General features: G+C 47.9%; 30 protein-coding genes and 1 riboswitch. Of the genes, 21 read left to right on the forward strand and 9 right to left on the reverse strand.

The features are described from left to right. Positions 1–20: 20 nt before the first annotated feature. The 3 genes from GM173_RS03555 (at position 21) to GM173_RS03565 (ending at position 2,772) form a co-directional block, all read left to right on the forward strand. Positions 21–479: a hypothetical protein gene (locus tag GM173_RS03555; RefSeq protein WP_203569939.1), complete on the forward strand. Its 459-nt coding sequence runs from the start codon at positions 21–23 to the stop codon at positions 477–479. Further along, the gene (gene tadA / locus GM173_RS03560) at positions 476–1,750 is read left to right on the forward strand and encodes a tRNA adenosine(34) deaminase TadA (RefSeq protein ID WP_203569940.1); all 1,275 of its coding nucleotides are present in this window, start codon (positions 476–478) and stop codon (positions 1,748–1,750) included. Before GM173_RS03555 ends, tadA begins: the two co-directional genes overlap by 4 nt. 113 nt (positions 1,751–1,863) lie before the next feature. Next, positions 1,864–2,772 (forward strand): hypothetical protein, encoded by a 909-nt coding sequence (locus GM173_RS03565; RefSeq protein ID WP_203569941.1) that lies wholly within the window; start codon positions 1,864–1,866, stop codon positions 2,770–2,772. Between the two features lie 58 nt (positions 2,773–2,830). On the opposite strand, the gene trpC is transcribed toward GM173_RS03565, so the two are convergent. The 9 genes from trpC to rpe form a co-directional block, all read right to left on the reverse strand. Next, on the reverse strand, positions 2,831–3,640 hold the full coding sequence (gene trpC / locus GM173_RS03570; protein WP_203569942.1) for an indole-3-glycerol phosphate synthase TrpC: 810 nt from the start codon (positions 3,638–3,640) through the stop codon (positions 2,831–2,833). Positions 3,641–3,749: 109 nt separating this feature from the next. After that, on the reverse strand, positions 3,750–4,040 hold the full coding sequence (locus tag GM173_RS03575; RefSeq protein WP_203569943.1) for a hypothetical protein: 291 nt from the start codon (positions 4,038–4,040) through the stop codon (positions 3,750–3,752). A 318-nt stretch (positions 4,041–4,358) separates the two neighbouring features. Then, a complete protein-coding gene (locus GM173_RS03580) occupies positions 4,359–4,721 on the reverse strand; it encodes a GFA family protein (RefSeq protein ID WP_275412319.1) in 363 nt (120 codons plus the stop codon). Further along, on the reverse strand, positions 4,721–5,749 hold the full coding sequence (gene trpD, locus GM173_RS03585) for an anthranilate phosphoribosyltransferase (protein WP_203569945.1): 1,029 nt from the start codon (positions 5,747–5,749) through the stop codon (positions 4,721–4,723). Before trpD ends, GM173_RS03580 begins: the two co-directional genes overlap by 1 nt. A gap of 62 nt (positions 5,750–5,811) precedes the next feature. After that, positions 5,812–6,381, reverse strand: a complete 570-nt coding sequence (locus GM173_RS03590; RefSeq protein WP_203569946.1) for an anthranilate synthase component II — start codon at positions 6,379–6,381, stop codon at positions 5,812–5,814. A gap of 31 nt (positions 6,382–6,412) precedes the next feature. Further along, positions 6,413–7,882 carry an anthranilate synthase component I gene (trpE, locus tag GM173_RS03595; protein ID WP_203569947.1) on the reverse strand — a complete coding sequence of 490 codons (1,470 nt, stop codon included), beginning with the start codon at positions 7,880–7,882 and terminating at the stop codon, positions 6,413–6,415. Positions 7,883–8,234: 352 nt separating this feature from the next. Further along, positions 8,235–8,900 (reverse strand): phosphoglycolate phosphatase, encoded by a 666-nt coding sequence (locus GM173_RS03600; RefSeq protein WP_203569948.1) that lies wholly within the window; start codon positions 8,898–8,900, stop codon positions 8,235–8,237. A gap of 66 nt (positions 8,901–8,966) precedes the next feature. Then, positions 8,967–9,308, reverse strand: a complete 342-nt coding sequence (arsC, locus tag GM173_RS03605; protein WP_308439573.1) for an arsenate reductase (glutaredoxin) — start codon at positions 9,306–9,308, stop codon at positions 8,967–8,969. Then, positions 9,305–9,994, reverse strand: coding sequence for a ribulose-phosphate 3-epimerase (gene rpe, locus GM173_RS03610; protein ID WP_203569949.1), 690 nt, complete (start codon positions 9,992–9,994; stop codon positions 9,305–9,307). Before rpe ends, arsC begins: the two co-directional genes overlap by 4 nt. A gap of 133 nt (positions 9,995–10,127) precedes the next feature. Between rpe and apaG the strand changes: the two genes are divergently transcribed. From apaG to nusB, 18 genes are all read left to right on the forward strand, one after another. Next, a complete protein-coding gene (gene apaG / locus GM173_RS03615) occupies positions 10,128–10,505 on the forward strand; it encodes a Co2+/Mg2+ efflux facilitator ApaG/CorD (protein ID WP_203569950.1) in 378 nt (125 codons plus the stop codon). Then, positions 10,505–12,286, forward strand: coding sequence for an ABCB family ABC transporter ATP-binding protein/permease (locus tag GM173_RS03620; RefSeq protein ID WP_203569951.1), 1,782 nt, complete (start codon positions 10,505–10,507; stop codon positions 12,284–12,286). Before apaG ends, GM173_RS03620 begins: the two co-directional genes overlap by 1 nt. Before the next feature lie 308 nt (positions 12,287–12,594). After that, the gene (locus tag GM173_RS03625; protein WP_203569952.1) at positions 12,595–13,830 is read left to right on the forward strand and encodes an amino acid permease; all 1,236 of its coding nucleotides are present in this window, start codon (positions 12,595–12,597) and stop codon (positions 13,828–13,830) included. Between the two features lie 75 nt (positions 13,831–13,905). Further along, complete coding sequence (locus GM173_RS03630; protein ID WP_203569953.1) at positions 13,906–15,267, forward strand: L-serine ammonia-lyase; 1,362 nt, start codon at positions 13,906–13,908, stop codon at positions 15,265–15,267. 33 nt (positions 15,268–15,300) lie between these two features. Next, positions 15,301–15,771, forward strand: coding sequence for a low molecular weight protein-tyrosine-phosphatase (locus GM173_RS03635; RefSeq protein ID WP_239078226.1), 471 nt, complete (start codon positions 15,301–15,303; stop codon positions 15,769–15,771). 49 nt (positions 15,772–15,820) lie between these two features. Beyond that, positions 15,821–15,935, forward strand: a riboswitch (yybP-ykoY riboswitch). An 80-nt stretch (positions 15,936–16,015) separates the two neighbouring features. Further along, positions 16,016–16,585 carry a TMEM165/GDT1 family protein gene (locus tag GM173_RS03640; RefSeq protein ID WP_203569954.1) on the forward strand — a complete coding sequence of 190 codons (570 nt, stop codon included), beginning with the start codon at positions 16,016–16,018 and terminating at the stop codon, positions 16,583–16,585. 81 nt (positions 16,586–16,666) lie between these two features. Beyond that, positions 16,667–17,959, forward strand: a complete 1,293-nt coding sequence (locus tag GM173_RS03645) for an NCS2 family permease (RefSeq protein WP_203569955.1) — start codon at positions 16,667–16,669, stop codon at positions 17,957–17,959. 12 nt (positions 17,960–17,971) lie between these two features. Further along, positions 17,972–18,535, forward strand: a complete 564-nt coding sequence (locus GM173_RS03650; protein ID WP_203569956.1) for an adenine phosphoribosyltransferase — start codon at positions 17,972–17,974, stop codon at positions 18,533–18,535. Between the two features lie 43 nt (positions 18,536–18,578). Continuing rightward, a complete protein-coding gene (locus GM173_RS03655; protein WP_203570366.1) occupies positions 18,579–19,127 on the forward strand; it encodes a hypoxanthine-guanine phosphoribosyltransferase in 549 nt (182 codons plus the stop codon). Positions 19,128–19,164: 37 nt separating this feature from the next. Continuing rightward, the gene (locus tag GM173_RS03660) at positions 19,165–20,823 is read left to right on the forward strand and encodes a CorA family divalent cation transporter (RefSeq protein WP_203569957.1); all 1,659 of its coding nucleotides are present in this window, start codon (positions 19,165–19,167) and stop codon (positions 20,821–20,823) included. A gap of 97 nt (positions 20,824–20,920) precedes the next feature. Further along, positions 20,921–22,168 carry a serine hydroxymethyltransferase gene (glyA, locus tag GM173_RS03665; RefSeq protein WP_203569958.1) on the forward strand — a complete coding sequence of 416 codons (1,248 nt, stop codon included), beginning with the start codon at positions 20,921–20,923 and terminating at the stop codon, positions 22,166–22,168. Positions 22,169–22,359: 191 nt separating this feature from the next. After that, on the forward strand, positions 22,360–22,812 hold the full coding sequence (gene nrdR / locus GM173_RS03670) for a transcriptional regulator NrdR (protein ID WP_203569959.1): 453 nt from the start codon (positions 22,360–22,362) through the stop codon (positions 22,810–22,812). Positions 22,813–22,814: 2 nt separating this feature from the next. Then, positions 22,815–23,924, forward strand: a complete 1,110-nt coding sequence (gene ribD, locus GM173_RS03675; protein WP_373309330.1) for a bifunctional diaminohydroxyphosphoribosylaminopyrimidine deaminase/5-amino-6-(5-phosphoribosylamino)uracil reductase RibD — start codon at positions 22,815–22,817, stop codon at positions 23,922–23,924. Beyond that, positions 23,924–24,085, forward strand: a complete 162-nt coding sequence (locus tag GM173_RS15900) for a YfgJ family double zinc ribbon protein (RefSeq protein WP_203569960.1) — start codon at positions 23,924–23,926, stop codon at positions 24,083–24,085. The genes ribD and GM173_RS15900 overlap by 1 nt, the downstream gene beginning before the upstream one ends. Next, positions 24,085–24,789 (forward strand): riboflavin synthase subunit alpha, encoded by a 705-nt coding sequence (locus GM173_RS03685; RefSeq protein ID WP_203569961.1) that lies wholly within the window; start codon positions 24,085–24,087, stop codon positions 24,787–24,789. The genes GM173_RS15900 and GM173_RS03685 overlap by 1 nt, the downstream gene beginning before the upstream one ends. A 1-nt stretch (position 24,790) precedes the next feature. Continuing rightward, positions 24,791–25,894 (forward strand): bifunctional 3,4-dihydroxy-2-butanone-4-phosphate synthase/GTP cyclohydrolase II, encoded by a 1,104-nt coding sequence (gene ribBA, locus GM173_RS03690; protein WP_203569962.1) that lies wholly within the window; start codon positions 24,791–24,793, stop codon positions 25,892–25,894. A 1-nt stretch (position 25,895) separates the two neighbouring features. Next, the gene (ribH, locus tag GM173_RS03695) at positions 25,896–26,363 is read left to right on the forward strand and encodes a 6,7-dimethyl-8-ribityllumazine synthase (RefSeq protein ID WP_203569963.1); all 468 of its coding nucleotides are present in this window, start codon (positions 25,896–25,898) and stop codon (positions 26,361–26,363) included. Next, complete coding sequence (gene nusB / locus GM173_RS03700; protein ID WP_203569964.1) at positions 26,360–26,848, forward strand: transcription antitermination factor NusB; 489 nt, start codon at positions 26,360–26,362, stop codon at positions 26,846–26,848. The genes ribH and nusB overlap by 4 nt, the downstream gene beginning before the upstream one ends. Positions 26,849–26,854: the final 6 nt, after the last annotated feature.

Raw genomic sequence — 26,854 nt, forward strand, 5'->3', positions numbered from 1 at the left:
TGTCCGTGTGAAGGACTGCGATGTTGAAATATTTTTATCTTGGTTTTTCCATATTATTTTTATGGGCAGGGCTACTTTGGGTAAAAACACCTGTTCCAGACGTTCATGGAGAGATTTTTGAAGAGCAAGGTGTTTTGAGTTGCGCCGTGGGATCAAAATCAAATCCGATGCACATAATGAAATGGCGACAATACACGACAGGGTTTACAGCTCCTTATGGCATTGTGGGGGTGTGCGGTTTAGGCAATATCGAAGTTGGGAAAAATGTTGAGTTAAAATGGGTTCACGTTCCTACTATGAATGTTGGCTACATTATTTCGGTACGAGATCTGCAAACGAATCAACTCTATGTGGCAGAGTCTGTGCAACGTACAAAAATTGCTGCTTTTGCAGACGACTTTAAAATATACAAAGTGATATTTTTTGGGTTCTTTTTGATTTTTCTTTGTATGTCAATTTGTGAGTGGCGTAAAAAATGATGGTGGAATCAGAGCCTTCTGACTTCATTTTTATGCAGGCAGCGCTCTTTGAGGCGAAAAAGGCAGCTGATATTGGTGAAGTACCCGTCGGTGCGGTGGTCGTGTATCGCGGTGAAATCATTGGTCGCGGCCATAATCAGCCGATCAGTAGTCACGATCCGAGCGCGCATGCTGAGATGGTGGCGATTCGTCAGGCGGCGCTGCATCTGGGTAATTATCGTCTGCCAGAGTGCGAGCTATTTATCACGCTGGAGCCTTGCCTGATGTGTAGTGGCGCGATTTTGCAGTCGCGTATCGCCCGCGTGGTCTACGCCGCGAAAGAGCCCAAAACGGGCGCAGCGGGCAGCGTTTGCAATCCTTATCTTGAGCCGCAACTGAATCACCATACCCAAATCGAGCAAGGCCCTTGCGCTGACGAGTCCCGCCAATTGCTGCAGCGGTTTTTTGCGCTGCAGCGACAGCAGCAAGCCAATAAACCAACCTTGCAAATCGATGGTTTGCTTAATTTTCGAGACTTGGGCGGGATGAAGACCGCCGCTGGTGCTGTCATCAAATCTGGCATGGTGTATCGCTCGGAGCATTTGGCTGGTTTAGGTGAGTCGGCTATCCAGCAGTTATCTCTGTTGGGTTTGCGACAAATTTGGGATTTTCGAGCGCAGCAAGAAGTCATTCGTCATCCCGATCCAGACTTGCCAGGGGTGCGGATGCAGTCTGGTGATGTCTTGGCGGATTCGGAGCAACAATCGGCGCTTCATCTGGAGCAGTTGTTAGCCGATCCAGCTTTGTTGGAGTTGCATTTAGGGCGGGGTCAAGCGGAAAACATGATGATGGAATTGTATCGTGATATGGTGCGAAACCCATCTTCTCAGCGGGTAATGGCTGATTGGCTAAGCTCATTAAAGTCTGCAGAGCAATACCCTGTGTTGTTTCATTGTACTGCGGGTAAAGATCGTACCGGATGGGCGGCGGTTTTACTGTTGACGATTTTGGGCGTGCCGCACGAGCGAATTTTGCGTGATTATTTAACAAGTCACGAAAATGTCTTGTTGAAATTTCAGACCGTGATAGAGCATGGACTTGCCCGTGGTGCTGACGAAAGTATTTTGAAGGCAATTTTTGGGGCGCGAGCGGAATACCTCAAAGCCGCCTTGCATGAGGTTAAAAAATTAGCTGGCAGCTTACATCTTTATATCGAAAAAAATCTTGGTATAGATGCTGATTGTCAGCAAAAAATCAGATTGCATCTACTTGATTTTAAAGCAGTAAAATAAAAATAATTATTTTCGTAAGATGACCTTTGGGCGGTAAAAAAATCGCTTTTTTAGCTTGCTTTGATTGATCGAGCCCACAATAACAATCAGTTCTTACTGAAAAGAGGCTCGCAATGAAGTTGCCTATGATTGCTGCATCATTGATGCTAAGTCTGCCGGTTTGGGCTGATGGTCTGGACGATAGTGCACAGAAAACCAATCAGCTCAGTAGCCAGCAAGAATCAAAACAAGTCGCTAATGTATTGGCGACGACGTATTCCGGATTAGCGGGGTCGAAAGAAAATGCATTGCAACTGGCCAATGCGCTTCGTACTGGGCAAGGCGTGACGATTAATGTGGCGGGGGCCGCAACGGTGCTCAATGCGTCAAATCAGTCAATGGGTTGGGGCGGGGTGAATAACACACTGGCCTTGAGTGGCGCCATGATGCAAAAAAATCCAGGTATGAGCTTGCAGCAAGCCTTGGCTACCGTCACCGCTCAGCGAAGTTCAGGGATGGGGTGGGGGGAAATCTCGAATTCATTGGGATTGAATATGGGTGCGGTGGTAGCAAAAAGCCACGAGGCGCATCGCTCCTTGGGGCATCTAGGTCAGTCGGAACGGGTTGAAAAAGCCGAAAAAATTGAAACTGAGCATGGCCGAGAGACCGCGCATAAAGAAGGGCTAGACGATCAGCGGCAGTCTAGCCGGAGTCGCCAATCGGATGATGTTGCAGGTAAATCTGGGCGTTCATCGAGTGGGTCGGATGATTCGGGTGGGCAGTCAAGTAGCTCAGGTGCTAAGTCTGCTAGCAATAGTGGCAGCAGCGGAAGTGGCAAGTCCGGTGGCGATAGCGGGAAAGGCAGTAGCGGTGGTAGCAGTAGTAGCGGTGGAAGTAGTGGCGGTAGCAGCAGTGGTGGGGGTAGCAGTGGTAGCGGTGGAAGTAGTGGCGGTAGCAGCAGTGGTGGGGGTAGCAGTGGTAAAGGTGGAGAAGGCGGCGGTAAAGGTGGCGGCAAGGGCGGTGAAGGTGGTGGTAAAAAATAATCAGTATGTATACGGCGCTAATCAAGCTCCATAAATGATTGGCGCCGTATACGTTAGATTATTGGTAGATGGCTTTAAAGAGTTCGCTCAATCCTTGCCCCGGCGAGGCTTGACGCATAAATGCCTCACCGACCAGATAGGTGTGAACATTGTGGTCTTTCATCAGTTGTACATCGCTTGGTGTGTGGATGCCGCTTTCACAAACCGCAATTCGATTGCCGCCAGCATCAACAATACGCGGTAGCAAATCGATGGTGGTTTGCAAACTCACTTCAAATGTACGCAAATTGCGGTTGTTCACGCCTACCAGCGGCGTAGTCAACTGCAAAGCGGCGTCGAGCTCTTCACCGTTATGCACTTCGACCAAGACAGCCATGCCCAATTGATGCGCCAGCGCTTCAAAGTCGCGCATCTGTGGTAAATCGAGTTCGGCTGCGATCAATAAAATGCAATCTGCACCCCATGCACGCGCTTCATAAAACTGATATTCATCGACCATAAAGTCTTTACGCAGCGCAGGAATAGTGCAGGCTGCGCGCGCCGCTTTTAGGTAATCGGCGTGGCCTTGGAAATACTGCACGTCAGTTAACACCGACAAGCAAGCCGCACCATGGGCTTCGTAATCTGGCGCAATCTCGGCCGGAACAAATGGATCGCGCATTACGCCTTTAGAAGGGCTGGCCTTTTTGATTTCGGCAATCACGCCCGCTTTACCCGCGGCATGTTTCGCGCGAATAGCCGCAACAAAATCACGGTGATCTTGATTGGCTTCGGCCTGCGCACGAATTTCGGCGAGTGGGATGAGTTTTTTAGCAGCAGCGACTTCTTCAAACTTCGTCGCCCAGATTTTTTTTAAGATGTCGGACATTTTATTTCACTCGTAGGGTGGGTTAGCCGCAGGCGTAACCCACCGATTTTGAATCAGATTTTAGTTAATGGTGGGTTACACCGCTTCTCGATTAACCCACCCTATGCGGCTATAGGTTTTTGTTAATGAGTAAATATTCAGATGCTTTTGATATTGCTTTAATACAGACTTGGACTTTGGAATAGGGTTCTTTCTCGAATATTGCATGATTCGGTGTAGTAACTGCATTGAACGCTTCTGCCGCTTCGCCATATATTCCAGTTTTTTGGGAAATATATTCTCTAATTTCGCCTTGGATATTCATTGCGTCTTGAATGTACTTAAGCAGCTCCTTTTTATTTTTTTGCTCTGCACTAGGTAATTCTTGGTGTGTCGCAGTGTTTTCTACTAGGATGTGCATTTTTTTAGCCTAGAAGTCATCTTATTTAATAGTTCTTTTCCTTCTAGAATTGCGTTTATCTCTTGATCTTCTGTGATCCTACGATTTCTCTGAGTCGCAACGGCAACGTCCATTGCACATACATACCAGTCAGAAATGGTGTCAAGAATATCATTTCGTAGCTTTAGATTTGATTCCGCATTTAATGAATGGCGCCATGTGCTGAGTGCGGATGATGCAATCATCATTGTTGCAAATGCAATCATTAAGCCCACAGCGGTACACAAAACACTTGCAAACGTATTTAACTCTGTCATGAGTTGTTTATATCCGTAATTGTCACAGTGATTTGCCGTCGAAAACTTCAACTGGCATAACTAGCGGCTCAAGGCCATTCACACAGCCTACATTCACACGATAATATCCCGCTTTGCGCATCGTCTGGTGAAATGGGTAAATTCCGCACACCTTGCAGAAATAATGTTTCGCCACGCCGCTACCAAATTGATACACGCTCAATTGATCCGCGCCCGACTCGACCACCAATTCTTCCGGTGAATAAATATGCGGTGTCATTAGCGCACCTTTACGCTCGCAGATCGAGCAATTGCAGCGCACTCCCGAGGTGATCTCAGGCGAGCTTATACGAAATTTGACTGCGCCACAGTGGCAGCTGCCGTGGTAAGTGCGCAGGTTTTCCATTACTTGGCCAGGCCTTGTGTAAACGCCACCAGTGCATCGAGTTTTGCCTTCGCCGCGCCGCTCGCAATCACTTCATGCGCAGCATTAATCCCATCTTCTAGCGTCACGGCTAAATTGGCGGCGTAAATCGCAGCACCAGCATTGAGTAGCACGATGTCGCGGCAAGGACCAGTCGCACCGTTCAGAATGCCTTCGATAATCGCTTTCGATTCAGCGGCATTGCTGGCATGTAGTGCTTTAATGTCGGCCAATTCAAAACCAAAATCACGCGGGTCGAGTTCGTATTCGATAATTTCACCGTCTTTGAGTTCGGCAATCATTGTTGGTGTGCTGATCGAGATTTCATCCATGCCATCTTTACCGTGCACGATGAGTATATGCTTAGAGCCTAATTGCTTTAATACACGCGCTTGGATACCTACGAGGTCGGGGTGGAATACCCCCATCACTTGATTGTCAGCACCAGCGGGGTTGGTCAGTGGCCCAAGAATGTTGAAAATCGTCCGTACACCGAGTTCTTTACGTACTGGCGCGACGTATTTCATCGCGCTGTGATGATTCGGTGCAAACATAAAGCCAAGACCCACTTCATCGATGCACTGACCGACTTGTTCGGCGGTAAGGTTCAAATTCACGCCAAAGCTTTCTAGCACATCGGCTGAGCCTGAGCTTGATGACACCGAGCGGCCGCCGTGTTTGGCGACTTTGGCACCTGCTGCCGCTGCGACAAAAGAGGCACAGGTTGAAATATTAAAGGTATGTGCGCCATCGCCGCCAGTGCCGCAGGTATCAACCAAATGGCGACGATCTTGCACGGCGACTTTGGTTGAAAACTCACGCATCACCGTTGCTGCAGCGGCGATTTCTGAAACGCTTTCTACTTTGGTGCGAAGACCAATCAGTAGCGCAGCGATTTGCGCTGGCGTCAGTTCGCCAGACATGATTTGCCGCATTAGATGCAGCATTTCGTCATAAAACAGCTCGTTATTATCAATAAGGCGATTCAGGGCAGCTTGTACGGTAATCATGGTTCAACTCATTTATTGTGGATCGGCGTAAAGAAGCCGACCTAGGGTCGGCTGTATTGGCGTTACGCCCATTCTTTGAGGAAGTTATCGAGCATTTTATGCCCGTGTTCGGTCAGGATTGATTCGGGATGAAATTGCACGCCTTCAATCGCTAAGGTTTTGTGGCGTACGCCCATGATTTCACCGTCTTCAGTCCATGCAGTGACTGCAAGGCAATCAGGCAATGTTTCGCGTTCAATGGCGAGCGAGTGATAGCGCGTGACGGTAACGGGTGAGGGTATATCTTTGAACATCCCGATATCGTTATGGGTTACGGGTGATACCTTGCCATGCATCAGCGTTTTGGCATGCAATACCACGCCGCCAAAAGCTTCACCAATCGCTTGATGCCCTAAGCAAACACCCATAATTGGCAGTTTGCCAGCGAAGTGTTTGATCGCTGCAATTGAAATGCCGGCCTCGGCAGGCGAGCAGGGGCCGGGTGAAATGACTAAATATTTCGGTTTGAGTGCTTCAATTTCTTCAATGGTGATTTCATCGTTGCGGTGAACTTGTACGTCTTGACCTAATTCACCAAAATATTGCACGAGGTTGTAAGTGAAGCTGTCGTAGTTATCGATCATCAATAGCATGGCGGTTTCCTTTGTCTCAATATGTAGGCGCTTAAGCGTCCAGTCCTTGTTCAGCCAGCTCTGCGGCGCGTAGTACCGCGCGCGCTTTATTGAGTGTTTCTTGCCATTCGCTTTGTGGTACAGAGTCGGCTACGATTCCTGCGCCGGCTTGCATGTATAGCGTTTCGTTTTTGACTACGGCGGTACGTAATGCAATTGCGACGTCCATGTCGCCATTAAAGCCAAGGTAGCCTACTGCGCCAGAGTAAACGCCGCGCTTGGTGGGTTCTAGTTCGTCGATGATTTCCATTGCGCGTACTTTAGGCGCACCAGAAACGGTGCCCGCAGGGAAGGTGGCTTTGAGCACATCAATCGCGCTGAGTTTGGGCTTCAGTGTCGCTTCAACGCTGGAAACTATATGCATGACGTGTGAGTAGCGTTCGACCACCATTTTGTCGACTAACTTGACCGAGCCCGTTTCAGCGACGCGCCCAGCGTCATTGCGGCCTAGGTCGATGAGCATCACGTGCTCGGCAATTTCTTTTTCATCTGCTAACAGCTCCGTTTCGAGCGCGAGATCTTCTGCGCGATCTTTGCCGCGTGGGCGGGTGCCGGCAATTGGGCGCACCGTGACCGTTTCATCCTCAAGTCGAACTAAAATTTCTGGCGACGCGCCAACGATTTGCATGTCGCCAAAGTCGTAATAAAACATATACGGCGATGGATTGATGCTGCGTAATGAGCGATACAGCGACATTGCCGATGCCGCAAATGGCGTACTCATGCGTTGCGCGAGCACGACCTGCATCACGTCGCCGTCTTTGATATAGTCTTTGGCTGTTAAAACGGCGGTTTTGAACGCGTCTTCGCCAAATTCTGAAATCGGTGTGCTTTTTTGTTGTGTTTCGAGTGATAGTGGAATATTGGCAGGTTCGCGTAATTTCATCCGTAAATCATGAATCCGCGCTTCGGCCTTGTCGTATGCCATTTCATTATTCGGGTCGGCGTAGACGACCAAGAATAATTTACCGCTCAAATTGTCGACGACAACGATTTCTTCAGATAGTAGCAATTGAATGTCGGGTGCGCCGATTGGATCGGGTTTGTCGCAGTGTGCGAGTTTGCGCTCGATATAGCGTATCGTCTCATAACCAAAATAACCAACCAAGCCCCCCATAAAACGCGGCAATCCTGTGGTCGGTGGCGCGTTAAATCGTGCTTGGTAATTTTCGATAAAGTCGAGCGGGTTACCGTCAAACGTTTCAATGACGTGATCGTTGTGAATCAGCTCAGTGTGCTGGCCGCTGACTTTGATTCGTGTGCGTGCTGGTAAACCGATAAATGAATAGCGCCCAAAGCGCTCGCCGCCGACAACGGACTCAAGTAGATAAGAATAAGGGCGATTAGCCAATTTAAGATACACCGAAAGCGGGGTATCTAAATCGGCAAATAATTCTTGGATTAATGGAATGCGGTTGTAGCCTTGACTGGCCAAGGCGTCAAATTCAAAACGGGAAATCATGGGGTTCTACTCCAAATCAATAGCAGAAAGGCGTAAGTCATTAAGCAAAAATTTGCTTGCCGCGTTGTCTTGCCTAGTCGTACTTCATGTACTTACTGCGCTGCCAACGTCTTGCTATCAAATTTTTGCGCGGGTACTTATGTTCGCGATATCAGCGACGCCATCGCCAATTGCGGCCTTCAAGTTCTTCTTTGCTCAAGCGCGGGGTGGAGTAAAAAGCCATGTTGATTGATTTCTATGAAAACCGAGGATTGAGCTGCAATTGTGCGGGAACTAAGGCATATCGTCAAACTCGCCGCCGTTTCCGTCAGATTCGCATGCATCGCTGCATAATTTAGCCAATTATTAGAATTTAATTGAGGTCTAAATAATCGCGTAATTCGTCGAAGCGATGAATCACCGCATCGGCACCGAGCGATTCAATGTCTGTGCCGTAGCCATAGCTCACTGCAATCACGGGGCAACCTGCAGCCCGCGCGGCGAGAATGTCGTTTACTGAATCGCCCACCATCAGCATATCGGCTAGCTCCACATTTAATTGCAGGGCCGCAAATTGCAGTGGCTCTGGAGCGGGCTTCTTTTTGGGCAAGCTGTCGCCCGCAACGATCACATCAAAGTGTTCAAACACCCCCATTTCACGTAGTAAAGGAATAGTGAAACGTTCGGGTTTATTGGTCACAATGGCTAGCGGCATCCCGCGCTCGTGCAGCATGTGTAGCGTTTCTTGCACTTTGGGGTAGAACTGCGTGGCGATAGAAAGTCCAGCACGATAATGCTCATTAAATCGGCTCATACCCTCTTGCTGTATCGGTGTGCCGGTATATTCTGCACTATGGCTATCAGCTAATACCCGTGCGACTAAGCTGGCCGCCCCGTCGCCGACAAAGCTGGCAACTCGATCGCTGCTCAGCGCAGCAAAACCTAAATCCGCCCGCGCCAAATTGGCGGCGCGGGCTAGATCGTGAATAGAGTCGACTAGGGTACCATCCAAATCAAAGGCAATTGCTTGAATGCTCATTATTTTCCTTGCTGGGTATTTGTTTGTAGGTATTTTCAAATAAAGCCTACGGCAATATACCTGTTATTAATTTAATAGCTCGAGCAGATTTTCTAAGGGGCGACCAATCGCCGCTTGATTTTGATAAATCAAAATCGGTCGTTCAATCAGTTTGGGGTGTTGGACTAACAAATCGATGATGTCGGCATCAGTTAGAATTTTGCCTGCGCTAAGCTCGCGCCATAAATCTTCTTTTTGTCGCACCAAGCCCAGTGGCGAGAGGTTAAGTTGTTTGAGTAACTCAATCACTTCCGCTTCAGACAAAGGTTCGTCGAGATAGCGACGTATCGTTGGCGTGTGACCGCGCTCCTCGAGTGCAGCTAAAGCCTCACGGCTTTTGCTGCAGCGCGGGTTGTGAAGCAAAATCACGATTGCACCTGCTGCACTGTTGCTAATTCGGCTCGCATTTGATCAATTACCGCTTTGTAGTCGGGCTGGCTGTAAATCGCTGAACCTGCAACAAAAGTATCGACGCCAGCAGCAGCAATTTCGGCAATATTGTCGACTTTAACGCCGCCGTCGATTTCCAGCCAAATTTCACGGCCTGTCTTGGCGGTGTAGGCATCAATCAGCGCGCGGGCTTGGCGCGCTTTGGCCAGCGTAGCCGGAATAAAAGATTGGCCACCGTAACCCGGATTGACTGACATCAGCAAAATCATGTCAATCTTATCCATTACATAATCGAGGTAATGCAGCGGGGTTGCTGGATTGAACACTAAGCCCGCTTTGCAGCCACACTCTTTAATCAGACCGAGCGAGCGGTCGATGTGTTCTGAGGCTTCAGGATGAAAAGTGATGATATTGGCACCTGCCTTGGCAAAATCAGGAATGATGCGATCAACAGGTTTGACCATCAAATGCACATCAATCGGTGCGTCAGTCCATGGGCGGATCGCATCGCACACCAAGGGGCCTATTGTTAGATTCGGTACGTAATGATTGTCCATTACATCAAAGTGAATAATGTCGGCGCCAGCCGTGATGACGTTTTTAACTTCTTCACCCAAGCGGGCAAAGTCGGCAGACAAAATGCTAGGGGCGATACGAAAAGTCATAACGGGCTCCTTGTTGATCAATCAATCGTGATAGTTTGCCAGTTTATCGCGAAAACAAGATGACTTTGCTCAATATGCAGCACGTAGGCTGGTAAACTGCGGCATCGAAGTATTAAGTTGCGACGAGGAATATATGGAACACACCTATAAAGTGAGCGTGCAAGCGCGGCCATTTTATTTGGCTGAGCAGTCTGATGAAAGCAGTGAGCAATATACGTTTGCGTATCAAATCACCATCACCAATGAAGGATCGATTGCCGCCAAGCTATTGACGCGGCACTGGATTATTGAAGACGCGCAAGGACGAACTCAGGAAGTGCGTGGCGAGGGCGTGATTGGCGAACACCCAGAATTAGCACCGGGGCAAAGCTTTGAATACACCAGTGGCGTTACCCTCAATTCGCCAGTCGGCACGATGCGCGGTAGTTATCAAATGATTGCAGCCGATGGCACTGAGTTTGAAGCAGCTATCGATCAATTTGTACTTTCTATGCCACGGACACTGCATTAATGCCACCATCAAGTCATTCTAGCTCTAACCCTCAGCCGCGTAACGACTGGAAAACAATTTCAACCTTGCTGCCGTATTTATGGCAGTACAAATTCCGCGTGGCGTTGGCGCTGACCTTATTATTTTTGGCCAAATTTGCCAGTGTCGCCGTGCCCTTGGTGCTCAAAGACATTGTCGATAGTCTAGACGCTAAAAATGCGACGCTGTTGTTCCCGCTATCGTTGATTTTGGCTTACGGCGCTTTGCGCCTCAGTACGGCGATTTTGGGCGAGCTGCGCGATGCGGTGTTTGCCAAAGTCACGCAAGGTGCGATTCGCAAAGTCGCTTTGCAGGTTTTTGAGCACTTACATCGCTTGTCGCTGCGTTTTCATTTAGAGCGGCAAACGGGCGGCATGAGCCGTGATATTGATCGCGGGACTAAAGGCATTTCGTTTTTACTCAACTTTATGTTGTTTAATATTTTGCCGACCTTGGTCGAGATCAGTCTGGTCGCGATTATTTTGCTCAAAAAATACCATTGGACATTTGCTGCGGTGACGTTTGGTACTGTGGCAGTTTATATCGCGTTTACCTTGGGCATTACTGAATGGCGGATGCGCTTTCGCCGCGATATGAATGAAATGGATTCCAAAGCCAATACCCGTGCGATTGATAGTTTGATTAACTATGAAACGGTCAAATACTTTGGCAACGAGCGTTGGGAAGCTGAGCGCTATGATCGCAGCATGCAAAAATGGGAACGCGCGGCGGTCAATAATCAAGTTTCGCTGTCGTTTTTGAATGCAGTCCAAGCCAGTATTATTGCAGTCGGGATTACGCTGTTGGTGGCGATGGCTGCAGATGGCGTGGTGCACGGAACGATGACCTTGGGCGATTTAGTCCTGGTGAATGCCTTCCTGCTGCAATTGTATGGGCCGCTGAATTTCTTGGGTTTTGTATACCGCGAAATCAAAAACTCGCTCGCCGATATGGAAAAAATGTTTGGCTTGCTGGGTAAAGGTGCGGAAATTCAAGACAAACCCACTGCGAAAACCTTGCAAACGCAACAAGCTGCCGTCGAATTTAGTCATATAAACTTTGGCTACGAAGACAATCGGCAAATCTTGCAGGATGTGAGTTTTAGCATTCCAGCCGGAAAAACCGTGGCCGTGGTCGGCGCAAGTGGCGCCGGTAAATCGACTTTATCGCGCTTGCTGTATCGTTTTTACGATGTGGCAGGCGGTAGCATTAGTATCAATGGCATCGATCTGCGTGACCTTACTCAAGCTAGCTTGCGCGCCCATATTGGGATTGTGCCGCAAGATACGGTGCTGTTTAATGACACGATTTTTTACAATATTGCCTACGGTCGACCTACGGCGAGTAAAGAAGAAGTCATCGAGGCGGCAAAATCGGCACATATTTACGACTTTATCCAAAGTTTGCCCGATGGCTTTGATACAACTGTCGGTGAGCGTGGCTTGAAATTGTCCGGTGGCGAAAAACAACGCGTAGCCATTGCGCGCACGATTTTGAAAAATCCACCGATTTTGATTTTTGACGAAGCGACTAGCGCGCTTGATTCGCATACCGAAAAGGCAATTCAAGCTGAGCTCAAAGCCATTTCTGCCAATCGCACTACATTGATTGTGGCGCATCGTTTGTCGACGATTAGCGACGCCGATCAAATCTTGGTGATGCGCGAAGGGCAAATTGTCGAGCGCGGCCATCATCGTGAATTGCTAGAGCAAAATGGCGTATATGCGCAAATGTGGGCCTTGCAGCTCAATTCTGAAGAGTAATTAGGTATGGGTATATAAAGCTAGACATTGATGAAATTGATCTGGCTTTATATACATCTGCATTTGATTTAATTTGATTCGCTCTTCGGTATTGTTGCGGCGATATACGAAGAACATAAATTCAATCTTGCTGAAATACAGCAATCTCCTAGTTCGTTCAAATTATCTGTTTAAAATCAAGCCTAAGTTAGATCGTCGTGCCGTTGCGTGAATAATGCACAGTTTTTTTGGGGCTATTCACGTGTAATTGTGTGCAAGGCGACTACATTAGTGGTCGAGTGCGAGCGCTTACTATCGGGGATGAGGCAATGAGTTTAGATCGGAAGGACTGGGAATGGGTTTTAACCTGTTTTGGTACGGCAGTGGGAGCTGGTATTTTGTATCTGCCGATTCGCGCCGGGATGGGGGGGATTTGGCCGATGCTCATTTTGACCCTGATTATTTTTCCGGTGACCTATATTGCGCATCGCGGCATTACGCGAGTGGTGGCTTCCTGCCCGAAACCCACTGACATCGTCGGTGCAGTTGAGCACGATTTGGGGCGTAATGTTGGTTTTGCCGTATCGATACTCTACTTCCTATCCATTGTGACCATTTGTGTGGGTTACGCTACCGGTGTCACCAATATCGTGGCGTCTTTTTTGCACAATCAGTTGGGTATTGAAGGGTTCTCGCGCACTTTGCTGACGTTCTTGCTGCTGGCTGGTTTGACGGGGGTGATTTTGGCGGGCGAGAAATTCATGGTGCGTGTGACGTCGCTGATGACTTTCCCATTGATCATTATGCTGGCGGCGTTATCGATTTATATGATTCCGCAATGGAATTTATCCGTTTTGCATGTGCCGTTTGCATCGGCTGATGTGCTTAAAAATTTATTGCTGCTATTTCCTGTGCTCGTGTTTGCGATGAATTTTTCTCCGGTTTGCTCAACCCTCGCCGCATCATATCGTGCGCAATACAGTGCGCGTGAAGCGGTGGCTCGCACTGACGGGATTATTAAATGGACATCACTGATTTTGCTGGTGTTTGTGATGTTTTTTGTGTTTTCTATGGTGCTTGCCACTTCGCCAGAAGTTTTAGCCGCATCACAAGCGCAGAATATTGATATTTTGACCACGATGTCACTGATCGTATCGCAGCCATTTTTGCGTTATTTGATTCCGGTTATTGCGTTTTTGGCGATTGCTAGCTCGTATTTCGGTCACTTTGTTGGAACGCGTGAAGGTTTGGTGGGGATTACGACCAGAGTAATGACGTGGAATAACCCTGCTGCCGAGGTAAAACTTAATCGCAAGAAAATCAATCTTGTGGTGACGCTCGTGATGATGGTCGGGCTTTGGTTTCTGGCTGTTTACAATCCGCCGATCTTAAAAATTATTGGTGCTTTATCTGCGCCCGTGATTGCCATCTATGCTTATTTGATGCCGGTGATGCTGATGAAACGCATTCCGCGCTTGACGATTTATCAATCAAGAACGGCAGGTTTTATATTTGTGATGGGCTTGGTGGGGATTGTTGGCGACTTTGTTGGTAGTTACTTGTAAAACGTTTGGGATGGGTGGTGCACAACACGACCTATCTAATTGCGAACAGTGATTCCGCTGCTCGGGGAGTGGTCGATGTTAAGTGTGTTTGATTTATTCAAAATTGGAATTGGACCATCGAGCTCGCATACAGTGGGGCCGATGGTGGCAGCGAAAAGCTTTGTTGATCAATTGGCGGAGCAATTACCATTGGTCAGCAGGGTTGTTGTTGACCTATATGGCTCTCTAGCGTTAACAGGTGAGGGGCATGGTACGGTAGGCGCTACATTGCTTGGGCTAGAGGGCAATACACCCAAAGAAATTAATCCTGATCTAGTGCCGATTCGTCTAGCACAGTTGATGCAGCCTGACGCGAAATTGAGATTGTCTGGCGTGCATGACATTGCGTTTAGTTACTCGCAAGATTTGCAATTGCATAAGCATTTATTTCTTAAGCAGCACGCCAATGGAATGCGGTTTCGTGCGTTTGATTTTGACGGTAATGAGCTGGCGAAAGAAACGTATTTTTCGGTTGGCGGTGGTTTTGTCAGTACCGAGGCTCAGTTAAATCTGCCTGTAAACGAGCATGTCGTGCCATTTCCGTTTCGCACGGCCGCTGATCTGTTGGCGCATTGTCGTGCCGAAAATAAAACCATTGCGCAAATCGTTCTGGCGAATGAGTTGGTGATCCGTTCGGAAGCTGAGGTGCGAATCAAATTGTTAGAAATCGCTAATGTAATGCACCAATCCATACATCATGGCTGTACCCGCGAGGGCGAATTGCCTGGTGCTTATCACGTCAAGCGTCGCGCGCCTGCGATTTTTCGCAAAATGGTGGGAATGCAGTTAACGGGGCGCGCTGATTTTATGTTATGGCCTATGGTGTATGCGTTTGCCGTGTCCGAAGAAAACGCCAGTGGGGGGCGAATTGTGACTGCGCCAACGAATGGCGCGGCAGGTATTGTTCCTGCAGTGCTGCAGTATTTTCGCAATTTCACGCCGACTGCGAGTGAAGCGGGGATTGTTGATTTTCTGCTGACTGCCGCGGCGATTGGTATGCTGTACAAAATGAACGCTTCGATTTCGGGGGCTGAGGTCGGTTGCCAAGGCGAGGTGGGCGTGGCCTGCTCAATGGCTGCGGGGGCGTATTGCGCTGTATTGGGCGGTACTTTAGAGCAAGTTGAGAATGCCGCTGAAATCGGTATGGAGCATCATTTGGGGCTGACGTGTGATCCGGTCGGTGGCTTGGTGCAAATTCCATGCGTCGAGCGCAATGGCGTGGCGGCAGAAAAAGCCATTAAAATCGCTCAGCTAGCTTTGTTGGAAAGTGGCGAGCACAAAGTGAGTCTCGATAAAGTCATCGAAACCATGTATCGCACAGGGATGGATATGCACAACACCTATAAGGAAACCTCCTTAGGTGGTTTGGCGCTCACTGTTGGCGTGCCTGCTTGTTAGAATATTGGCTTTTGAAAGAATAGGATTGGGTTTATGCAGAAAGTACTTATGGTCTGCACCGGAAATATTTGTCGTAGTCCAACTGCGGATGGCGTGTTACGGCATTTGATTGCACAGCATCGGTTAGAGGGGCGGATCGAGGTCGATTCAGCTGGAACTCAAAGCTATCACGTCGGTGAAGCCCCTGATCGCCGTTCACAAAAGCACGCGAAGCAACGTGGTTATGATTTGTCGAAATTGCGCGCGCGGCAAGTTCAGCAGGCTGATTACGCAGAGTATGATTTAATTTTGGCGATGGATCGTAGTCATTTAAATTACCTCACCCAGCATTGTCCTGCGGCGTATCAACAGAAAATCAAATTATTTTTATCATTTGCATCGCAAACCACCGAGCAAGAAGTGCCTGATCCGTATTATGGTGGCGAGCAAGGATTTGAGTATGTCCTTGATTTAGTTGAAGATGCTTGCCAAGGTATTTTGCAACCTTTTTTGCAAGCAAGGTAAATCCCTTATTTGCGCCTGAAGCAAAATTGGGGATAAAATGCCGCCTTACCCTTCGGGGGAGTAGTCGCTTGCGTTGATTGTTTATCCAATCAATACAAGGCCAGTGTCAACATATTTGCGCTTATGCGCATGGCACTGGCAGTGAAACGGATTGAGTTTCGCCTGACGAGACCTGAAGCTATTGACCGTGCTCATGGATGGGCCGCGGCGGTAGCTTCATGTCCTGCCCATCCGGAGCGCTGTTATGTTTGATGCATTTTTGATTTCTACGGGTGTTGTTGCTATTGCCGAAATGGGCGACAAAACTCAATTGCTTTCTCTGATTCTTGCTGCCCGTTTTCGTCGGCCATTGCCGATTGTTGCGGGCATTTTTGTTGCTACAGTACTAAATCATTTTGCTGCTGCGTGGATTGGCCAACAGGTAGCGGGATTGGTTTCTGCTGATATTTTGCGCTGGATTGTCGGCTTGGGCTTTTTGGCGATTGCTGCATGGGCCTTGGTGCCCGATACGATCTCAGAAGAAGAATCGCAGCTTAAACCATATGGTGCTTTTGTGGCGACCACCATTGCCTTCTTTTTGGCTGAAATGGGTGACAAAACGCAAGTTGCAACCGTTGCACTTGCTTTAAAATACACCCCGCTGTGGCAAGTTGTGTTGGGAACTACGGTTGGCATGATGTTGGCTAATGTGCCTGCGGTCTATTTGGGCAACTGGATTTCATCGCGCATGCATATTCTTAGAATGGTGCGATTTGTTGCGGCGGCTATTTTTGCTGCGATAGGCGTAATGGCTTTGCTGGGCGTTGCAGGCTAAAAAAAATAAGGCATAAGAACGAGCCGAAGGGCTCGTTTTTTATTTTGATGGTAAAACAACAAATAGTACGGAGAGTTGGCTATGTTGGAGTCTTTTTTTAAGCTCAAAGAGAGCGGAACAAATGTAAAAACGGAAGTGATAGCGGGTTTTACAACCTTCTTGACTATGGCTTACATCGTATTTGTTAATCCGTCGATTTTAGCTTTGACCGGCATGGATTTTAATGCAGTCTTTGTTGCGACTTGCTTGGCCGCTGCAATGGGGACGGCCATTATGGCGCTCGTTGCCAATTATCCAATCGCTTTGGCTCCTGGCATGGGTTTGAATGCCTATTTTACTTTTACTGTGGTGCAAGGCATGGGCGTACCATGGCAAACGGCGCTGGGTGCAGTGTTTATCTCCGGGATTATTTTCTTGGTTGTGAGCTTGTTTAAAGTTCGTGAGGCGATTGTCAATGCTATTCCACATTCATTGAAGTTAGCAATTTCTGCTGGTGTCGGTATGTTTTTGGCGATTATTGCGCTAAAAAATGCCGGCGTAGTTGTTGGGTCGCCAGCAACTTTAGTGACTTTGGGGAATATTCATGCACCACAGACCCTGTTGGCAATTTTGGGATTTTTCATGATTGTGGCAATGGAATATCGCAAAATTCATGGCTCTATCATTATTTCGATTTTGGCGGTGACTGTATTATCTATCGTGTTGGGTTTGAGCGAGTTTAAAGGCGTATTCTCAATGCCGCCTTCAATGGCACCGACTTTGATGCAAATGGATTTAGCTGGTGCGCTAAACGCAGGATTGCTTGGGGTTATTTTTGTATTTTTCTTTGTTGATTTGTTTGATACCACGGGTACTTTGGTCGGTGTTTCTCATCGCGCCGGTTTACTAGACAAAGACGGTAAGTTGCCCCGCTTGAAAAAAGCACTGCTCGCTGATTCGGTAGCCATTACTGCTGGTGCTGCGATGGGGACTTCATCAACTACCGCTTACATTGAGTCAGCTGCAGGCACTGCCGTTGGTGGCCGTACGGGTTTGACTGCCTTAGTGGTGTCGTTATTGTTCTTGGCTGCATTGTGGTTTTCGCCATTGGCAGCAACTGTGCCAGCTTATGCGACTGCACCAGCTTTGTGCTATGTGGCGGTTTTAATGGCGCGCGGCTTAGCGGAGATCGAGTGGGATGATTTGACCGAATCGGCGCCTGCAGTAATGACCGCTTTTGCAATGCCATTTACGTTTTCGATTGCGGATGGTATCGCTTTTGGTTTTATTAGCTATACCGTAATCAAGCTCCTTGCTGGTCGTTATAAAGATTTGAGCGTGGCCGTTTTGGTGATCACTGCTTTGTGGATTGTTAAATTCGCCTTTTTCCACTAAGAGAGTCTAAAAATGATAAATCCCAGCTTAGATGAGCCACCGTACGCAGAATATATTCGCGCGCGGATTCGTACTGTTCCTCACTGGCCGCAAGCTGGGGTGATGTTTCGCGACATTACGCCGCTATTGCAGGATAAGAAAACTTTTCGTGTTTTGGTCGATATTTTTGTTCACCGTTACATGGATCAAAAGTTAGACGTGGTTGCTGGTGTCGATGCCCGTGGCTTTATTTTGGGTGCGGTGGTTGCATACGAGTTAAATTTGGGTTTTGTGCCGATTCGGAAAAAAGGCAAGCTGCCTTTTGATACTATTTCAGAAGAGTACGAGTTGGAATATGGCTCGGCGACGGTTGAGTTGCATGCCGACGCCTGCAAGTCTGGTGATCGTGTGCTGCTTATTGATGATTTGGTGGCCACGGGTGGAACGATGATTGCGGCTGCTAATTTGTTAAGACGAATTGGTGCTGAAGTTGTGGAGGCTGCGGCAATTGTAGATTTGCCCGAGTTAGGCGGCTCAAAATTGGTCAAGCAAGAAGGCATTCCTCTGTTTACTGTGTGTGATTTTGCTGGGCACTAAGTCAGCAAAGTATTGAATTTTATTAAAAGGATTTATCGTGACGATGCAATTGCCTGAGGCTAGAACTATTCTTGATAACGCTGACTGTCTTCATGATGAAGCTCAAGTTAATGCTGCGCTCGATAAAATGGGTGAAGCGATGTGCGCCGCCTTGGCACACACCAATCCTGTGGTCTATACCGTTTTGAATGGCGGTTTGATTGTCTCTGGTCATTTGTTGCCGCGTCTGCGTTTTCCGCTTGAAATTTCTTACATGCATGCCACGCGATATCGCAATGAAACCAGCGGTGGCGAGCTGGATTGGAAAGTGAAGCCGCGCGAAGATTTGCGAGGCCGCACGGTAGTGATAGTTGATGATATTTTAGACGAAGGCCATACCTTGGCGGCTATTGTTGAATATTGCAAGCAGCAAGGGGCGAGCGCAGTGCATGTGGCGGTATTGATTGATAAAAAACACAATCGTAAAGCGCCTGGGATTAAGGCTGATTTTGTTGGAATGGAAGTTGAAGATCGATTCTTGTTTGGCTGCGGAATGGATTACCAAGGTTATTGGCGTAATACCATGGCAGTCTATGCCGTAAAAGGATTGTAATCAGTCGGCTGCGCTGTTTGCAATCACGGAGGGTGAAATGGCAACCAGCGCAGATATTATTGTTAAGCATTTTCGCCAGATTCTAATTTGGCCCTTGCAACTGATGCCTTGTGAGGTGAAGGGGCAGGGGCGCACAATGGGTCGCCATTGGCTGCAAATGTTGGATTTTGCTGAGGCGGGCTCGCCTTGGCAGCCGCGCCCTACTGAGTTTGACGGTGATCCGGCTGATTTTGAAGAACGACATTACCGCGAATTTGTCACCTTTCTGCCTTATGTTCAGCGCTTTCTTTATGGGGAAGGGCGCTTAAGCAATCAAAAAACTGATCAATTCGGTCAATCTCCTTTGCATGTGTTTCGTCGTAATGATATCCGTAAAATTGTCATGATGTTTAAAGATGGTGCAGTGCACCATTTTTCGGTTGCGCACATAGACTTGTATTTTTTTTACGATATTGATGTTGTTATTCTGGCGTTTGAGATTCAAGGCGAAAACTTGCCATTAAAACGGGTTCAGGATGCCTTGTTTCGCTTTGGTCGTGCTTTTCCCGCTCAATGGGATGAGGATCATACGGCGGCTAGTTGTTTAAGAAAAGTAGCTTGGCTCGATGAGCGTGGCGAGGTGCTGGCTGCGTCTGATTATGAAAATCGTGCAGGATACTTATCGCACCTTGGTGCCCATCGTGCGCCTAAAATGGCGGAGCATTGGGAGTATTTGCTTAGTCCCTTGGTGCTTCACCATTCTGCAGCGGTGGGCGCAATTCGTTATCGACAAATTGAATATCACCGGATGCCAATTATGGCCTATGTAGCGGTTGATGATCCTTTTGCTCTTGCCGAAGAAGATTTCTATCGTCTCGGGATGGTCACTAAGCCCGGTGATGGTGATGCTTTGCCGTATACGCGTAAGGTGTTTGAGGAGTTTGAACAAAACTGTTGCTTTGATCGGTTTTGGATTCCCGAGCGCAAACATATTTCGGCTTCGACGCGAATGATGTGCAATGGTCATGCGTTTGTTTTGGTTGGTGCGCATGGTAGTGAGTTTTTTGCCGACCCATATACTGGAGCGCTAGGGCAATTTCGGCATCAGTATTTTCTGTTGGCATTGATTGCGCATTTTCATAAGGCAGCGTTATTGATGTTTTCGGATCGGCTGGCAGTTGCTTTGGCTAATCTTAATTTGCAAGATACGCAGTCAATTCGGCAATTTAAGCGCGAAACTCGGCACTTGCAGGAGGCTTTTTTACGCTTTAATCAGCGCTACTGGTTTCGCGAGGTTTCAAATCAAATTGTTTCAGACCAAATTTATCAAATGTTGCATCGTCATTTAGCAGTAAGTCGGCTGCATCAGGATGTTCGTGATTCAATCCAAAGCATGAGTCAATATTTAGAAAATGATGATTTGCGCCGCCAAGCAGATACCGTGGTGAGATTGACTGTGGTGACAATTTTGGGGCTGATTGGCACAACGGTCACGGGTTTTTTGGGTATGAATTTATTTTCGTTAGCCGAAGAGTCTAGCGTGAATCGTATGCTGTATTTTGTATTGGTTTTTGTTGTAATGCTACTTTTAACTTTCTTTACTGTGGCTAAGTCTAAGGTGTTTTCTGAGTTGCTGGATGCGATTGCTGATGAGCGGATGTCGTGGGCAGCTAAGTTTTCCGTCTTCCTGAAAATTTGGCGACGAAAGAAAGTATGAAAATGCTGCATGAAGAAGTGATGATTGTGCATCTCAAATTTGTGCTGAACGTGGTAGAATCGCACATCTTTTAACGGCCATCGGAAGCGATTCGCTTATGTTCTCGAAGTCACAAACTATTGCCTCTTACGATCCAGATCTCGCAGCAGCCATGGCTGCCGAAGTTGTTCGCCAGCACGAACACATCGAATTGATCGCTTCTGAAAACTATACCAGCCCAGCTGTCATGGAAGCACAAGGCTCACAACTGACTAATAAATACGCAGAAGGTTATCCTGGTAAGCGTTTTTACGGCGGCTGTGAACACGTTGACGTGATTGAGCAATTGGCGATTGACCGTGTAAAAGCTTTGTTTGGCGCTGAGTATGCCAACGTACAGCCACACTCCGGCTCACAAGCTAATCAAGCGGTTTACTTCTCGATCCTGAAACCGGGTGATACCGTAATGGGTATGAACTTGGGGCACGGCGGTCACTTGACGCATGGCTCACCAGCCAATTTGTCTGGCAAGTTGTTTAATATTGTTGCTTATGGTTTAAACGAAAACGAAGAAATCGATTACGACGATATGGAACGCGTCGCGATGGAAACCAAGCCTAAGCTCTTGATTGGCGGAGCCTCGGCTTATGCGCTTCGTTTTGACTGGGCACGTATGCGTGAAATCGCCGATAAAGTAGGCGCTTACTTCATGGTTGATATGGCGCACTACGCAGGTTTAATCGCAGCTGGCGTGTATCCAAATCCAGTGCCACACGCGCACTTCGTAACGTCGACTACGCATAAAACTTTGCGTGGCCCACGTGGCGGTATCATTTTGGCTAAAGCGGAGTTTGAAAAGTCTTTGAACTCAAACGTGTTCCCAACGCTGCAAGGAGGTCCATTGATGCATGTGATCGCAGGCAAAGCGGTTGCATTTAAAGAAGCAGCGACTGAAGAGTTCAAAGCTTATCAAGCTCAAGTGATTAAAAACGCACAAGCAATGGCCGCTACTTTGGCTGAACGCGGCTTGCGCATTATCTCTGGCCGCACCGAATCACACGTCTTCTTGGTAGATTTGCGTCCTAAAGGTTTAACTGGTAAAGCTGCTGATGCGTACTTGGGTAAAGCACACATTACCGTTAATAAAAACGCAATCCCGAACGACCCAGAAAGCCCGTTTGTGACTTCTGGTATTCGTATCGGTGCGCCTGCAATCACAACGCGTGGTTTTAAAGAGGCTGAAGCGATCCAAGTGGCGCATTTGATTGCTGATGTATTGGATAATCCTGAAGATCAAGCCAATATTGATGCGGTTGCAGCGAAGGTAAAAGCACTGACAGCGCGCTTCCCTGTGTATGTTGCTTAAGTTATCTGTTTGAATTAAAAGGTGGGGCGTCTGCCCCGCCTTTATTTGTATGTATATCAATCAAAGCCTTTTCAATCAAAGCTTTTATCGATATACATATGGTAAAAATTAACCTTTGCTCTGGCTTGGCTGTTTGTTTTTAGGTAAACAGTTTAAGATGTTCTTTATTCGTTCTTTGTGGGTTTAGTGCTATGAAATGTCCATTTTGCGGCTCGCCTGATACACAGGTGGTTGACTCACGAGTTTCTGATGAGGGCGATGTGGTGCGTCGTCGTCGTCGTTGCACTATTTGCGACAAGCGCTTTACCACCTTTGAAACGGCAGAAGTTCGCATGCCACAGGTTGTCAAACAAAACGGCCAACGCGTCGAATTTGATCGCGAAAAAGTTCGCACTAGCTTTTTACGTGCCTTACACAAACGTCCCGTACCTACCCCCTTGGTTGATGAAGCGATTTCTCGCATTATTCAAAAAGTTCTTACTGTCGGTGAGCGTGAAATTATGTCGCGCCAAATCGGAGAAATGGTCATTGCGGAGCTCGCTAAACTAGATAAGGTGGCTTATATCCGCTTTGCATCGGTTTACCGCTCATTTCAAGATGTGGAAGATTTTCGCGATGTGATCCGTGAAGTGAGCAAGGAATAAGCGTGGTGCAGACCGTTGATTTTGCGATGATGGCGACCGCACTACGTTATGCGGCTGAGGGTGAGTGCAATAGCTCGCCTAATCCTTGCGTTGGCTGTGTTATTGTGAAAGAAGGGCAAGTTGTTGGTTACGGTCATAGTCAAGTCGCAGGTGGCGCGCACGCAGAAGTGATGGCGTTGGCGATGGCGGGTGATGCTGCGCAGGGGGCAACGGCGTATGTAACACTTGAACCTTGTAGCCATTTTGGTAAAACCCCTCCGTGCGCTGATGCCTTAATTCAAGCGCAAGTATCTCGGGTCGTCGTCGCGCTGCGCGATCCCAATCCCCTCGTGTCGGGTCAAGGTATTGATCGACTCAGGCAGCACGGAATTACAGTTGATGTTGGCGTCTTGAGCGACGTAGCACTGGAGCATCATAAAGGCTTCTTCACTCGGATGATTTTAAAGCGGCCTTGGGTTCGTATTAAAACTGCGGCAAGTCTGGATGGTCGTATTGCATTAAAAGATGGACAATCGAAATGGATTACTGGTTCAGCGTCGCGTTCCGATGTGCAGCGTTTGCGAGCACGCAGTTGTGCGATGATAACGAGCATTGAAACAGTTCTTGCTGATGATCCGCAATTGAATGTGCGTGAATTTACAGTGCTGCGCCAACCGTGGCGGGTGATTTTAGATAGCCAGCTGCGTACGCCTTGCGATGCAAAAATTTTGCAGCAGAGTAAGGTGATGATTATCACCGCTAAAGATTCTGAACGCAGGATTTTGCTTGAAGCCAATGGCGCTGAAGTGCATGTCCTTTCTGATGAGTCAGGCGAGCGCGTTGATTTACCCGCAGTGGTTTCCCTGTTGGCACAGAGAGGATTTAATGAAGTTACCATTGAGGCTGGCGGCACTTTGAGTGGCGCGTTCTTACAGGCCGGTTTGGTTGATGAGTTAGTTCTTTATCAGGCCCCCATACTACTTGGCGAAGGGCGTCCTTTGGCGAGTTTTAATTTAGTGAATTTAGCCGATCAATATCAGCCACAAGTCTATGAGCGACGTATGGTTGGCGTTGATCAACGTATCACTTTGCGATTTACTAATGTCCAATCTGTTTTGCAAGGAGTGAGCTAGTGACCGAACAGCAACCCATTTTGTGCCCAGACTGCGGTAAGTCTATTGAGGTTTTGATGGCTTGTGGTGCGAAGAGCTATTTTTGCAATCATTGTAATGAATTGAAGTCCTCGCAACGGGTAAAAGCCGCCAATCCTGAAGTTTTCGAGGAAAAACAATAATGTTTACCGGTATTGTGCAGGGCGTTGCCCGGATTAAGTCGGTGCTTGATCGTGAAGGCATTCGTACTTTTGAGATTGCTTTTCCCGAGGGATTTTGTGCCGATATTCAAATTGGGGCTAGCGTTGCAATTGACGGAGTCTGTCTTACCGTGACACAAATCGAGCCGGACAATCGGCTCTTTTTTGATGTGATGCTGCAGAGCTTAAAAATCACCACGCTGGCGCAGTATGCCGTTGAGGATTGCGTCAATGCAGAGCGAGCGGCTAAAGATGGTGCAGAGATTGGTGGTCATCCACTGTCTGGACATGTCGACTTTACCGCCTCCGTGATGCAGGTGCGTCAAGATGCAAATAACTATTGCATGCGGATTGCCGTACCAAAAGAAGCGCTTCGCTATGTATTTGCGAAAGGATATATTGCAGTTAACGGTGCTAGCTTAACGGTTTCTGAGGTAAATAAAAGCGAAGGCTGGTTTGAGGTCTGGCTCATTCCAGAAACTCGCCGCATGACGGTTTTTGAATATAAAACAGTTGGCGATCAGTTAAATATTGAAATCGAGCGTGCTACGCAAGTCGTTGTGGATACGGTGCGTGAATGCCTTGAGGATCGTTTGGGCACACTATTGCCAGCACTGGAAGCCTTATTGGCTCAGCAAGGGGTCGATATTAATACACTGACGTTGCCGACCAATAAGGATATGTAAGATGACCGTTAATATTTCTCCCGTTCAAGAAATCGTTGCCGAATTGCGTGCGGGTCGCATGGTGATTTTGGTTGACGAAGAAGATCGTGAAAATGAAGGTGATTTAGTGCTTGCTGCCGATTTTGTGACGCCAGAAGCAATTAATTTTATGGCGAAATATGGTCGTGGTCTGATCTGCCTCACTCTCAATCAAGAACGCTGCCAATTATTGAATTTGCCTACGATGGTTAAGAACAATGGTTCATCGTTTGGTACTAATTTTACCGCTTCCATCGAAGCAGCTGAGGGTGTCACAACGGGAATCTCCGCGCATGATCGTGCATTAACGATTAAAAAAGCGGTCGCATTCAGTGCAAAAGCCAGCGATTTAGTTTCGCCAGGGCATGTTTTTCCGATTATGGCCCAGCCTGGTGGGGTGCTCGTTCGCGCCGGTCACACTGAAGCAGGCTGTGATTTAGCCATGATGGCGGGCCTAACGCCAGCTTCGGTGATCTGTGAAATCATGAATGAAGACGGCACGATGGCGCGTTTGCCTGAATTGCTGGTTTTTGCCAAAGAGCATCAGCTAAAAATCGGTACGATTGCCGATCTGATTCACTACCGTAGTGAAACGGAATCGTTGGTCGAGTGTGTGGGGCGGCGTAAAGTACGCACATTTGCTGGTGAGTTTGATTTGGCGGTTTATCAAGACAAGTTAACTTCTGCCACGCATTTGGCACTGATTAAAGGGCAGCCAAGTCCTGATGAAGAAATTTTGGTTCGAGTACATGAGCCATTGTCGGTGATGGATTGGATTGACCTTGATTCTCGCTCTCATTCTTGGAATATCGAGGCGACGCTGTCCGCGATCAATACTGCAGGTAAAGGGGTGGTGATTTTATTGCACCGAACAGAGCTGGGTGCCGATGTGTTAAGTCGGGCTTTACCTGAACTGAAATTAAATCAAGTGCAGAAATGGGATATGCGTACCTATGGTATCGGCGCGCAGATGTTGAAAGATCTAGGTGTTGGACGTATGCGTCTGATGTCACCGGAAAGGAAAATCCCAAGCATGATGGGCTTTGGGCTCGAAATTACCGCCTTTGAGGCACCAAAAGGAAAATAGTATGTTGAAGAATATCCCTACCATAGCGAGTAATTTGTCAGGTGCGGGTTTGCGGGTTGGTGTTGTGATGAGCCGCTTTAATACGCCCGTATGCGAAGGGTTGCGCGATGTTTGCTTGGCTGAACTGGTGGCACTAGGCGTTGCTGAGCAAGATATTTTACTAGTCAGCGTAGCTGGCGCATTAGAAATTCCGGTAGTGCTACAAACAATGGCTGAGAGCGATCGTTTTGATGCATTGATTGCATTGGGCGCGGTGATTCGTGGTGACACTTATCATTTTGAATTGGTGGCGAATGAATCTGGGGCTGGCGTTACCCGGGTCGGTTTAGATTGGGGAATCGCAATTGCTAATGCGATTTTGACGACCGATACCGATGAGCAAGCGGAAGTGCGAATTTCTGAAAAGGGACGCGATGCGGCCCGTACTGTCGTTGAAACGGCTAATTTAATTAAGGCATTACAAGCATGACCGAAGCAAGCACTCCAGTAGTACCCCGCCCAAAGCCAAAGTCTGCGCGCCGTCGTGCTCGTGAATTTGCGATGCAGGGGGTTTATCAATGGTTAATGAGCAATGATAGTGGCAGCAGCATTGATCGTTTCTTGCGCGATAGCACGCCTTATTTTGCAAAGTGCGATGAAATCTTATTTCGCGCTGTGTTGTTCGGTGTGATTAAAGATATTGGATCGTTGACGAAAGCGCTTGAGCCCCATGTTGAGCGGCCCTTGGATGAAGTTAGTGTTGTTGAGATGGCTGTTTTGTATGTTGCTGCATTTGAAATTGTCTCGATGCCAGAAACACCGTATCCGGTCATTATTAACGAAGCAATTGAGCTCACCAAGTCGTTTGGTGGGGCTGATGGCCATCGTTTCGTAAATGGTGTGCTGGATAAATTGGCGGCATTGGTGCGAGCGGATGAATTTGCCGCCGCTGCCGCAAAACGTCGTAACGGCTAACCGCCA

It is taken from the genome of Deefgea chitinilytica (genome assembly GCF_016881405.1).
Classification (GTDB): Bacteria; Pseudomonadota; Gammaproteobacteria; order Burkholderiales; family Chitinibacteraceae; genus Deefgea; species Deefgea chitinilytica.

Excerpts from the sequence above, each read along its gene's own strand:
- GM173_RS03555 (WP_203569939.1), top strand. The coding sequence starts at position 21 with ATGTTGAAATATTTTTATCTTGGTTTTTCCATATTATTTTTATGGGCA.
- tadA (WP_203569940.1), top strand. The coding sequence starts at position 476 with ATGATGGTGGAATCAGAGCCTTCTGACTTCATTTTTATGCAGGCAGCG.
- GM173_RS03565 (WP_203569941.1), top strand. The coding sequence starts at position 1,864 with ATGAAGTTGCCTATGATTGCTGCATCATTGATGCTAAGTCTGCCGGTT.
- trpC (WP_203569942.1), bottom strand. The coding sequence starts at position 3,640 with ATGTCCGACATCTTAAAAAAAATCTGGGCGACGAAGTTTGAAGAAGTC.
- GM173_RS03575 (WP_203569943.1), bottom strand. The coding sequence starts at position 4,040 with ATGCACATCCTAGTAGAAAACACTGCGACACACCAAGAATTACCTAGT.
- GM173_RS03580 (WP_275412319.1), bottom strand. The coding sequence starts at position 4,721 with ATGGAAAACCTGCGCACTTACCACGGCAGCTGCCACTGTGGCGCAGTC.
- trpD (WP_203569945.1), bottom strand. The coding sequence starts at position 5,749 with ATGATTACCGTACAAGCTGCCCTGAATCGCCTTATTGATAATAACGAG.
- GM173_RS03590 (WP_203569946.1), bottom strand. The coding sequence starts at position 6,381 with ATGCTATTGATGATCGATAACTACGACAGCTTCACTTACAACCTCGTG.
- trpE (WP_203569947.1), bottom strand. The coding sequence starts at position 7,882 with ATGATTTCCCGTTTTGAATTTGACGCCTTGGCCAGTCAAGGCTACAAC.
- GM173_RS03600 (WP_203569948.1), bottom strand. The coding sequence starts at position 8,900 with ATGAGCATTCAAGCAATTGCCTTTGATTTGGATGGTACCCTAGTCGAC.
- rpe (WP_203569949.1), bottom strand. The coding sequence starts at position 9,994 with ATGACTTTTCGTATCGCCCCTAGCATTTTGTCTGCCGACTTTGCCCGC.
- apaG (WP_203569950.1), top strand. The coding sequence starts at position 10,128 with ATGGAACACACCTATAAAGTGAGCGTGCAAGCGCGGCCATTTTATTTG.
- GM173_RS03620 (WP_203569951.1), top strand. The coding sequence starts at position 10,505 with ATGCCACCATCAAGTCATTCTAGCTCTAACCCTCAGCCGCGTAACGAC.
- GM173_RS03625 (WP_203569952.1), top strand. The coding sequence starts at position 12,595 with ATGAGTTTAGATCGGAAGGACTGGGAATGGGTTTTAACCTGTTTTGGT.
- GM173_RS03630 (WP_203569953.1), top strand. The coding sequence starts at position 13,906 with ATGTTAAGTGTGTTTGATTTATTCAAAATTGGAATTGGACCATCGAGC.
- GM173_RS03635 (WP_239078226.1), top strand. The coding sequence starts at position 15,301 with ATGCAGAAAGTACTTATGGTCTGCACCGGAAATATTTGTCGTAGTCCA.
- GM173_RS03640 (WP_203569954.1), top strand. The coding sequence starts at position 16,016 with ATGTTTGATGCATTTTTGATTTCTACGGGTGTTGTTGCTATTGCCGAA.
- GM173_RS03645 (WP_203569955.1), top strand. The coding sequence starts at position 16,667 with ATGTTGGAGTCTTTTTTTAAGCTCAAAGAGAGCGGAACAAATGTAAAA.
- GM173_RS03650 (WP_203569956.1), top strand. The coding sequence starts at position 17,972 with ATGATAAATCCCAGCTTAGATGAGCCACCGTACGCAGAATATATTCGC.
- GM173_RS03655 (WP_203570366.1), top strand. The coding sequence starts at position 18,579 with ATGCAATTGCCTGAGGCTAGAACTATTCTTGATAACGCTGACTGTCTT.
- GM173_RS03660 (WP_203569957.1), top strand. The coding sequence starts at position 19,165 with ATGGCAACCAGCGCAGATATTATTGTTAAGCATTTTCGCCAGATTCTA.
- glyA (WP_203569958.1), top strand. The coding sequence starts at position 20,921 with ATGTTCTCGAAGTCACAAACTATTGCCTCTTACGATCCAGATCTCGCA.
- nrdR (WP_203569959.1), top strand. The coding sequence starts at position 22,360 with ATGAAATGTCCATTTTGCGGCTCGCCTGATACACAGGTGGTTGACTCA.
- GM173_RS03685 (WP_203569961.1), top strand. The coding sequence starts at position 24,085 with ATGTTTACCGGTATTGTGCAGGGCGTTGCCCGGATTAAGTCGGTGCTT.
- ribBA (WP_203569962.1), top strand. The coding sequence starts at position 24,791 with ATGACCGTTAATATTTCTCCCGTTCAAGAAATCGTTGCCGAATTGCGT.
- ribH (WP_203569963.1), top strand. The coding sequence starts at position 25,896 with ATGTTGAAGAATATCCCTACCATAGCGAGTAATTTGTCAGGTGCGGGT.
- nusB (WP_203569964.1), top strand. The coding sequence starts at position 26,360 with ATGACCGAAGCAAGCACTCCAGTAGTACCCCGCCCAAAGCCAAAGTCT.